This window comes from Rhizobium sp. PEPV16, from assembly GCF_008919455.1.
In the GTDB taxonomy this organism is placed as follows: domain Bacteria; phylum Pseudomonadota; class Alphaproteobacteria; order Rhizobiales; family Rhizobiaceae; genus Rhizobium; species Rhizobium leguminosarum_Q.
This window is the reverse complement of the sequence record NZ_VSZV01000163.1, coordinates 1-8,601: the sequence shown is the minus strand read 5'-3', so window position 1 is coordinate 8,601 and position 8,601 is coordinate 1. Positions and strand designations below refer to the sequence as shown.

The window sequence follows — 8,601 nt, the reverse complement described above, 5'->3', positions numbered from 1 at the left end:
CCGCTTTCGACGAGGTCCTTGTCATAATTCAAGGAATTGGTGTCGAGTTCGGTCTTCTCCTCTTGCGTCATGGCGTCGAGTATCCCGCTATCGAACCAGACCTGACAGAGATATTTCATCGCGGCAGCCTCCTTGCCCTGTTCCCATAAACATGGACGAACGACCTGCATGCATTTCGACAGCGCCGCGAAAAAAAAATTGTGCGGACGAGGTGTCGAAATAGCAAGGCAGCACTCGACAAGGCTTCATCGAAACCTGTCGAGGAGAATGGAAATGAGCATTCTTGAAATCGCTCTGGCAAGCCAGATCTGGGCACGTCGCCACGAGAAGCGTCAGCTGGTAGTACTCGACGATGCCGATGTGCTGAAGGTTCTCCTGCGCATCGCTTTCGTCGTGGTGGCCTTCACCCTGCTGATATCAGGGCTGAATCTTGCCGCCGGTAGGCCGCAGGTGCTGGCCGAGGGCTCGGCGTCTGTCGTGACGGGCAGATGAGGAAACGGCCTATTGGAAGGCCGTTTCGAAGAAGCTGCGCAGCTTGCGTGAATGCAGCGCTTCCTTCGGCATGGCGGCAAGCTTCTGGACGGCGCGGATGCCGATCTGCAGGTGCTGGTTGACCTGCGTGCGATAGAAGGCCGTTGCCATGCCCGGCAGCTTCAATTCGCCGTGCAGCGGCTTGTCGGAGACGCAGAGCAGCGTGCCATAGGGCACGCGGAAGCGGAAGCCGTTGGCGGCGATCGTTGCCGATTCCATGTCGAGCGCGATCGCTCGCGCCTGGGAGAGCCGCTTCACCGGTCCGCGCTGGTCGCGCAGTTCCCAGTTGCGGTTGTCGATCGTGCCGACCGTGCCGGTGCGCATGATGCGCTTCAGCTCGAAACCCTCATAGCCGGTGATTTCGGCAACGGCGGCTTCGAGCGCCACCTGCACTTCGGCCAGCGCCGGGATCGGCACCCAGACCGGCAGGTCGTCGTCGAGAACGTGGTCCTCACGCATATAAGCATGGGCGAGAACATAATCGCCGAGCCGCTGGCTGTTGCGAAGACCGGCGCAGTGGCCGAGCATCAGCCAGGCATGCGGGCGCAGCACGGCGACATGGTCGGTGATCGTCTTGGCGTTGGAGGGGCCGACGCCGATATTGATCATGGTGATCCCGGCATGGCCCTTCTTCTTCAGATGGTAGGCCGGCATTTGCGGCAGGCGGGTGAGGGCGGCATCCGTTTCCGGCGCGTTCGAGCCGGGAAGGGTGACGACATTGCCGGGCTCGACGAAGGCGGTATAACCGTCGCCGCCCTCCGCCATCAGCTTGCGCGCCCAGCCGCAGAATTCGTCGATATAGAACTGGTAGTTGGTGAACAGAACGAAATTCTGGAAATGCTCCGCATGTGTCGCCGTATAATGCGACAGCCGGGCGAGCGAATAGTCGATGCGTTGCGCGGTGAACGGCGCCAGCGGCGAGGGCTCTCCCGGCGGCGGGATATATTCGCCGTTGGCGATCTCGTCGTCGGTGGTGTTGAGGTCGGGCGTGTCGAAGATATCGCGCATCGGAACGTCGACGAAGGCGTTGGTCGAAGCTTCCACATGCGCACCCTCGCCGAAAGCGAAGTGCAAGGGGATCGGCGTCGCAGATTCCGAGACGATCACAGGCACATTGTGGCTCTTCATCAAGAGCGCCAGCTGCTCCTTCAAGTAATGCTTGAAGAGTTTCGGCCGGGTGACGGTCGTCGTGTAGATGCCGGGTGCCGTGACATGACCGTAGGAAAGCCGCGAATCGACATGGCCAAAGCTTGTCGTCTCGATGCTGACCTGCGGATAAAATGCGCGGTAGCGCGAGGAGATCGGAGCGCCCTGCGCAAGTTCGCTGAAACTCTCGATCAGGAACGCCGTGTTGCGCTCGTAAAGCGCTGTCAGCGTCTCGACCGCCTTGGCGGGATCATCGAAGCTCTGAGGCTGGAAAGGCGGTGGGGAGGATATGTCGAGGGGCGACAAAAGGGAGATTCGTTTGTTCATGACGCATTATAGAGAGTTGTTCTTGACAAGCAAACGACGCGCGCCGGCGGATTCCGATTTTTTATACTCCTGCCTGCCCGGTGCGAATGCCCGTCGCCCAACCTGCGCAGCGGTTTTGAGACAACGACATGGATAAATGAAAGACTTAAAGCGCAGAGCACGATGCGCTTTAGTCACCTCACCGCGGGCGCGCAGAAGCTGCCGTTTCTCTCCAGACAGGTATAGCTCGCCCCGAAATGCGACTGTGCACCGCCGCCACCCTCATGCACCACGACTGCCGAAAACGTGATCGCAAAGATCGCCGCAAATAGCGTGATGATGCTGAGGCGTCTTGCCATAATATAGTGGTTCATTGCCTTGCCCCCGATACGCAACTCTATCGTGACATGAGTTTTGCCATGCGGTGGCTGAATGAGTGCTGAGATACCGGTTCATCCGCCGTTCAGCTTGTCGGGCCGGCTCGGGCCGGTCGCCAAGGGTTTCGAGGCATGCCGGCTTCGACATGCTTGGCGTTTTGGATGATGGCTGCACAGGTGCGTTGCGGTACGCTTATAAGTTGGTTCGGCTATTCTTCGGCGGGCCAATCCCGCGCGGTATGGATCACACGCAAGATGACGACGCTTTCGCGTCCCGCGATCGACCGCAGCTCATAGGAAATTATGTAGGGGAGCCGGGTGAGGGACTTTTCATAAGTGCCAGTTATTCGCCCTGGCCGACCGGTTGCAAATTCGCCAAGTTTCTTGCCTGCATCCTCGATGGCGTCCACGACCCTTTCGGCCGCATCGGAGTTGTCCTTTGCGATTTAACGCAGAATTTCCAGATTATCCTGATGTGCTTGCTTCGACCGAAGAACCGGCCTCATCCGCGCGGGGTCTTCCTACGCTTGGCATCCGCGATGACCTTACGCATTTCGGCGACGGCCTGATCGTGCGGGATAACACGCCCGGCTTCCGCATCGGCCATGCCGCGTTTGATACCCTCGATGATTTCAAGCTCGCGCTCCACATAGGCCGCTACGGCCTTGCCGGCGAGGAATGATTTGCCGCGTTGCGTGTCGGCCGCAATCCTATCAAGCTTTTCTTTTACGTCGGGGCGGATCCGAATTGTCATGGTCGTGCTGTCGGCCACTTCGAAAACTCCTGCGTTGAGCTGTGTACACTCTAACACATCCCAGCCGTTGCCCGCTATCCGCCCCGCGTTCTCTCAGAGCCGCGTCCAGGTCTGCGACTTGCAGAGGATCTTCATCACGCAGCCCTGCATCCTTAGCGAATTGCCGGAAACCTTGCCTGAGCCGCTATAGGTCTTTTCGGCGGCCGGGTCGGTGATCTCGCCGGCATAGCTGCCGCCGGTTCCCGCAAGCGTGCCGATCTTCCGGCCGGCATATTTACCGGTCTTCAGTGTCACGCAGTAACTGCCGCCGCAGGATGCGATCACCGCCGTATCGCCGGCAGCCGTCTTCCAGTTGCCGACGATCGGCTCATCGGCATGCGCGATACCCGCGATCACTGTTATGGCGCCGGCGAGAACGAAGCTGCGGATCATCTTTTCCTCCATGATGTCCTTGATCGCCGCGAAAATAACTGACGCGAACGTAAAGGTAAACAGGGTCAATCGCTATCATGCTGACTGGCTGAAAAACGCGAGAAAAAGCCGTGCGGCGAGCTTTCAAAGATATCGCCTGCTGATTTCATGATGAACGATCCGTTTATTTTCAAATCTGAATCTTTCGTAAAATCTGCTCGAAAATCCTTAATTCGCAGGGAGTCCGATGTTTAACGAAAATCCAATTTTACCAAGTGTTTGCACTTTGTTTGTCTCAAATTAATCATGCATTTTAGGCGTTTTTTGAAAGCCGTTTGGCATAGTGAACCCATCAAACGAGCGGGGCAAACCCGCCGGACCGAAAGGGCCGCAAGCCGCAACAGACGGCAAGGCCTAGAGGTAAAACAGGGTCAGTCATAAACAGGCTAACAGGGATAAAACCGATGGCACGCTTTGAAATGCACAATGCTGAAACGGCCACCATGGGTGGCGACAACAACAGCGCCGATGTCTTCTGCGAAATGGGTCTGATGTATGCGACCGGCCGTGGCTGCGAAGTCGATCTCGTCGCAGCCCACAAATGGCTGAACATCGCCGCAATCAAGGGCAACGACCGCGCCGCCGAGCTTCGCGCCGACGTGGCCGCCGCCATGGACAAGATGCAGCTCGCAGCAGCGCTGCGCGCCGCCCGCGAGTGGATGACGGTTCACTAAAACAGGATGATTTTAGGCCAGGTCGGCCTAAAATCTGAATCAATCGACAAAAACAGCAATAACAACCTCGGAAAGAGGGAGCTGGCGGGGCGCTTTGGACGGGGCCGACGCCGGGAGAAGACAACCGCGACCGGATCCTCCACCGGCCGCGGTTCTTCGTTTTATCGGCTGATCTGTTTCAGCACCTGCGGCAGCGCTTCTTCGAGAAGCGCCATATCCGCCTCCGGCCCGACGCTGACGCGAATGCAGCGGTTGAGCGGCGCCACACCAGGCATGCGGATGAAAACCCCGCACTCCATCAATCCGTCGACGATCGCCCTGGCATAAGCGCCGTCGCGGCCGGCGTCGATCGCCACGAAATTCGTCGCCGAGGACAGCGGTTGAAGGCCGTTCGACCGGGCGATATCGCCAATCCGCTCCCGGCCCGCATGGATTTTCCCGATCACCTCGACGAGATAGGCCTGATCCTTGAGGGCGGCGAGCGCTGCTGCCGTCGCCAGCCGGTTCATGCCGAAATGATTGCGGATCTTGTCGAAGGCCTGTGCCGTGCCTGCCGTCGAGATCACGTAGCCGGTGCGTGAGCCGGCAAGTCCGTAGGCCTTGGAGAAGGTGCGGGTGCGAACGACGTTCGGCAGCTCGATGAGCGAGGAGATCGACGGCAGCGAACCTGCCGGCCCCGTCTCGCTGTAGGCCTCGTCGAGCACCATCAGCGTCGTTTCGGGCAGCGCACGGGCGAAAGCGACGATGCTGTCGGCATCCCACCAGCTTCCCATCGGATTGTCGGGATTGGCGAAATAGACGAGCGGGGCATTCTCGCGTTTCACCGCATCGAGCAGCCCGTCGAGATCCTCGCGGTCGTTTGCGTATGGAACCGGCACCAGCCGGCCACCGAAACCGGCGACATGGAAATTGAAGGTCGGATAGGCGCCAAGCGAGGTGACGACCGGCGCGCCCGGCTCAATCACCAGCCGGACGATCTGGCCGAGCAATTCGTCGATACCGCTGCCGATGGCGATATTGGCGGCCGAGACGCCGAGATGGGCGGCGAGCGCTTCCCGGAGCGCGAAATTCTCCGGATCATTGTATTTCCAGATATTGCCGGCCTCTTCGCGCATCGCTGCAAAGACGGAAGCGGCTGGGCCGAAGCCGTTCTCATTGGCGCCGATCCGCGCCGAAACGGCAAGTCCGCGCTGGCGCTCGATCGCCTCGGGGCCGACGAAGGGGACTGTGGAGGGCAGGGCGCTGGCAAGAGGTGTAAAGCGCGAAAAGGCGGACATGCGAAGGCAGTTTCCCGGACATATTGACAATCGGCGCAACAATAGGCCCGGGCACGGCCAACGCAAGCAAGATTATTTCCGCAACGGCAGTGCCGCGCGTGTCGTCGGCCTGTTCACGCGCGGAAGATCGGCGCGCGCCGGGCGTCGATTGCTTCCATGTTGCCGATCATGAAATCGGTGCGGACGACGCGGCGCAGAACCTCGGGGTCCATGATGTTGATGAACCGCACCCCGATGCGTTCTTTGTTGCGGTAGACCTCGGCGCAGCCGATCCGGTAGGCGAGGCCGAGAATGTTGAGATAATAATGTTTTGGCAGGCCGGCCGTGGTCGAGACGATGAAGGTGGCGCCGCCCTGGGAGATATCGATGATCTCGGCGCTTCGCATCGAGACGCCGGTCAGGCACGGGCGGACGGCGACGATGCGGGCTGGCCGTTTGACGCTGAATTCTTCCCAACGCAGGTCGTAGACAGCGGATTTGACCGTGGCAAGGTGTGTAGCGCGGAGCATAGTCATTCACATTCTCCGTCAGACAGGGCGCATTTGGGGTCTTGATCGCGCGAGCAAGCTGGCCTTGATCTCATTCAAGCTGGGGTCTTGCTCCAACCAAGGTCACATGAATGTTTTGCACATTCGTCAAATATAAAATGACAATTTTAACGAGTTTAAATTTTGTGCCCAAGCGGGACGCCCGATGTGCGTTATCGGGACGCGGGCTTTCATCTCCAGGCTCCCGTTTCAGCCAAAAAATCTGACGGCGAGATATCCGCCGGCGGAAGTGAGCGCCGTCAGCGCCGTGCCCCAGGCCATGTCGACCAGGCTCATGGCGAGCGGCCAGTTGCGAAGCGTGGCGAGATTGGTGATGTCATAAGTGCCATAGGCCGCCGGTCCCAGAATGGCACCGTGGAGAAACGCCGTGCGATAGAGGCCGCCGGATTGGGCCAGGTAGCATCAGTGATCCTAACTGGTCGCGATAGAAGCTGCGGGCGATGAGGCCGAGCCATATCTCGTCGCAGACGAGAAGCGAGCTTGGCCTTTTCTACGCAGCAAAGGCCGACCGGATCGCTGCCCGTTCGATTTCGGTGCAATTTTCCCGAACTCTTTCAATGGCCGAGCGTTCTGCCTTGATCGATGAAGCATGGCGCGCTTCGAATGACGACAGCGAGGAGTTGAAGATGACCGACGTCAAAATCCCTTCGAAATCATGGGTCGTGGTCTGCAACGGAGCCAAGGCTCTGTTCATGCAGAATGCCGGCGATGCCCAGCTGATGAACCTGAAGGTGCTGGAAACTCTAACGCAGCCGAGCGAGCCCGACCGCGAGATCGGCGCCGACAAGCCCGGCCGCAGCCATGCCGCCGATGGCTTCAGCCGCAGTGCTGTCGAGGAGACCAACTGGCAGGATCAAGCCGAAGCCCAATTCCTGAAACAGGTCGCGGAAAGGCTGGATGAGCTGGCGCAGGAAAAGGATGTCCGCCGCATCGTCCTCGTTGCGCCGCCGAAAGCACTCGGCGCGCTGCGCCCGGCGCTCAGCGCCGATACGCAGGCAGCGATCTCCATGGAATTGGCCAAAGACTATACCAATATGCCTGTCGATGAGATCGAGCGGCATCTCGCCGCCTGAGCCGTAGAGCAATTCCAGGAAAAGTGTGAAGCGGTTTTCCGTCCGGAATTGCGTAGAAACAGAAGGATAGAGCGGTTATGCGCTTCCCGTGAAGCTGAACCGCTCTAGCACAACCTGAGGAAACGCGGGTCGAGAGGCCCGCGTTTTCGCGTCACGCGGACGGTTTCTGCCCGGCAAACAGGTCTTCATGATCGGCAAAGAGCGCCGCCAGGCGGTCGATGACGATCCTGACCTCCGGCCTTTGCCTCTCGTCGTCATGCGCAACGATCCACATGTCGTAGGTCAGTTCGTCGATGACCGGTCCGGCGCGGACGAGCCTGCGCTCCTGATCGCCGATGAAACAGGGGAGCACGCCGCGGCCGGCACCGCCGCGGATGAGGTAGAAGAGCATATGCGGCGTGTTCGTCCAGCTGGTGATCCAGGAATCCGGCTGTTCGAACGTCCATTTGTCCGCCGGCGTGATGGCGGTATCTGTGCCGAGCGAGATCCAGTTGCAGTTTTTGTCGTCATAGCCGGCCGCCTGATAAGCCGCATGCGCCACCTTGACCGAACGGCGGATCGCGACGTTGCCGCTCTCTGGCCGGCTGTGGCGAATGGCGATATGCGCCTCGCGATAGGTGAAATCGACGCTCGCATCGGAGGTCTTGTAGCACATGCGGAAGCTGTCCTTCGGCGTCCAGACGCTTTCCAGATGGTCGGCGACGAAGCGCGAGGTCCAGCTATCGGCGGCCGTCGAGACGATCGGCAGTGTCAGCACCTCGCCGCGCCAGTCGGAGATCGCACGCGCCGCATCCTGCATCAGCCGGACGCGATCGAGCAGCTCCTGCCCGTCCTTGGCGAGCAGATAACCGGTGGGGCCGCGGCTGAAGAGCGAGCGGCCGGTCACCCGTTCGAGCGCCAGCATGCGCCGGCCGATCGTCGGTGCGCTGAGCCCGGTGCGCGTCGCCGCCGCCGAAAGCCCGCCGCCGGTCGCAACATGGAAGAAAAGTTGCAGGTCGTCCCAGCTCGCATCTTTCATGGATGAAAACCCCCTTTCCCCAGCGCCTCTACATCGGAAGGGCGCGAAGGCTTAGCTCAAGTGCCTGAGCCAAATAGATGGAGGATGCAGCAATGGATCTCAACTGGGTTGTTCTCTTTAGGGAAATTGAAATCGGCAATCGCCGGATCCGCCATGATCCCTTGGCCGATCCGCTCGATCGTCCGGAATGGCGCGGATTTCTCTGGGCCGTTCCGATCATCGCGCGTCTCGCCGCAAGACGGAGCGGCGAAACAAAGGCGACGCGCCGCGATGATTCACGGATCGGAAAAAGCCTCAGGTTTCGAAGTTCAATCGCAACACGTGGTGCAGGAATTCCGGATTGATCAGCATGTTGAAGCTGATCGTCACCAATTCGCCTTCGCGCTTGACCACGGTCGCACCGATCTCGTCATGGATGCCGAGGAT

At 59.7% G+C, this 8,601-nt stretch carries 12 protein-coding genes and 2 pseudogenes; 4 read left to right on the top strand and 10 right to left on the bottom strand.

The window, feature by feature from the left end:
- Positions 1–119, bottom strand: a pseudogene (locus FY112_RS03570) (YciI family protein); the annotation flags it as partial.
- A gap of 154 nt (positions 120–273) precedes the next feature.
- Between FY112_RS03570 and FY112_RS03565 the strand changes: the two are divergent.
- Positions 274–492, top strand: a complete 219-nt coding sequence (locus FY112_RS03565; RefSeq protein ID WP_221967860.1) for a hypothetical protein — start codon at positions 274–276, stop codon at positions 490–492.
- A gap of 9 nt (positions 493–501) precedes the next feature.
- Here FY112_RS03565 and FY112_RS03560 read toward each other — a convergent pair whose 3' ends face one another.
- From FY112_RS03560 to FY112_RS03540, 5 genes are all read right to left on the bottom strand, one after another.
- Positions 502–2,004, bottom strand: a complete 1,503-nt coding sequence (locus tag FY112_RS03560) for an AMP nucleosidase (RefSeq protein ID WP_017959732.1) — start codon at positions 2,002–2,004, stop codon at positions 502–504.
- Between the two features lie 173 nt (positions 2,005–2,177).
- Positions 2,178–2,357, bottom strand: a complete 180-nt coding sequence (locus FY112_RS03555; protein WP_017959733.1) for a hypothetical protein — start codon at positions 2,355–2,357, stop codon at positions 2,178–2,180.
- A 212-nt stretch (positions 2,358–2,569) separates the two neighbouring features.
- A complete protein-coding gene (locus FY112_RS03550; RefSeq protein WP_245372570.1) occupies positions 2,570–2,806 on the bottom strand; it encodes a type II toxin-antitoxin system RelE/ParE family toxin in 237 nt (78 codons plus the stop codon).
- Positions 2,807–2,862: 56 nt separating this feature from the next.
- Complete coding sequence (locus tag FY112_RS03545) at positions 2,863–3,132, bottom strand: CopG family ribbon-helix-helix protein (RefSeq protein WP_017959735.1); 270 nt, start codon at positions 3,130–3,132, stop codon at positions 2,863–2,865.
- Positions 3,133–3,207: 75 nt separating this feature from the next.
- Positions 3,208–3,546, bottom strand: a complete 339-nt coding sequence (locus FY112_RS03540) for a DUF2147 domain-containing protein (RefSeq protein WP_026158604.1) — start codon at positions 3,544–3,546, stop codon at positions 3,208–3,210.
- Positions 3,547–3,989: 443 nt separating this feature from the next.
- Between FY112_RS03540 and FY112_RS03535 the strand changes: the two genes are divergently transcribed.
- Positions 3,990–4,259 (top strand): sel1 repeat family protein, encoded by a 270-nt coding sequence (locus FY112_RS03535; RefSeq protein WP_003546876.1) that lies wholly within the window; start codon positions 3,990–3,992, stop codon positions 4,257–4,259.
- 161 nt (positions 4,260–4,420) lie between these two features.
- Here FY112_RS03535 and FY112_RS03530 read toward each other — a convergent pair whose 3' ends face one another.
- The 3 genes and pseudogenes from FY112_RS03530 to FY112_RS03520 all read right to left on the bottom strand — a co-directional run bounded on the left by FY112_RS03530 (position 4,421) and on the right by FY112_RS03520 (position 6,541).
- The gene (locus FY112_RS03530; RefSeq protein ID WP_094086344.1) at positions 4,421–5,536 is read right to left on the bottom strand and encodes a pyridoxal phosphate-dependent aminotransferase; all 1,116 of its coding nucleotides are present in this window, start codon (positions 5,534–5,536) and stop codon (positions 4,421–4,423) included.
- 113 nt (positions 5,537–5,649) lie between these two features.
- Positions 5,650–6,051, bottom strand: coding sequence for a pilus protein PilZ (locus FY112_RS03525; protein ID WP_017959738.1), 402 nt, complete (start codon positions 6,049–6,051; stop codon positions 5,650–5,652).
- Between the two features lie 222 nt (positions 6,052–6,273).
- A pseudogene (locus FY112_RS03520) lies at positions 6,274–6,541 on the bottom strand (DUF2177 family protein).
- A gap of 169 nt (positions 6,542–6,710) precedes the next feature.
- Between FY112_RS03520 and FY112_RS03515 the strand changes: the two are divergent.
- Positions 6,711–7,157 (top strand): host attachment family protein, encoded by a 447-nt coding sequence (locus tag FY112_RS03515; RefSeq protein WP_026158605.1) that lies wholly within the window; start codon positions 6,711–6,713, stop codon positions 7,155–7,157.
- A 151-nt stretch (positions 7,158–7,308) separates the two neighbouring features.
- Here FY112_RS03515 and FY112_RS03510 read toward each other — a convergent pair whose 3' ends face one another.
- Positions 7,309–8,175 (bottom strand): LysR family transcriptional regulator, encoded by an 867-nt coding sequence (locus FY112_RS03510; protein WP_017959740.1) that lies wholly within the window; start codon positions 8,173–8,175, stop codon positions 7,309–7,311.
- Positions 8,176–8,267: 92 nt separating this feature from the next.
- Between FY112_RS03510 and FY112_RS37375 the strand changes: the two genes are divergently transcribed.
- The gene (locus FY112_RS37375; RefSeq protein ID WP_026158606.1) at positions 8,268–8,519 is read left to right on the top strand and encodes a hypothetical protein; all 252 of its coding nucleotides are present in this window, start codon (positions 8,268–8,270) and stop codon (positions 8,517–8,519) included.
- Positions 8,520–8,601 lie beyond the last annotated feature (82 nt).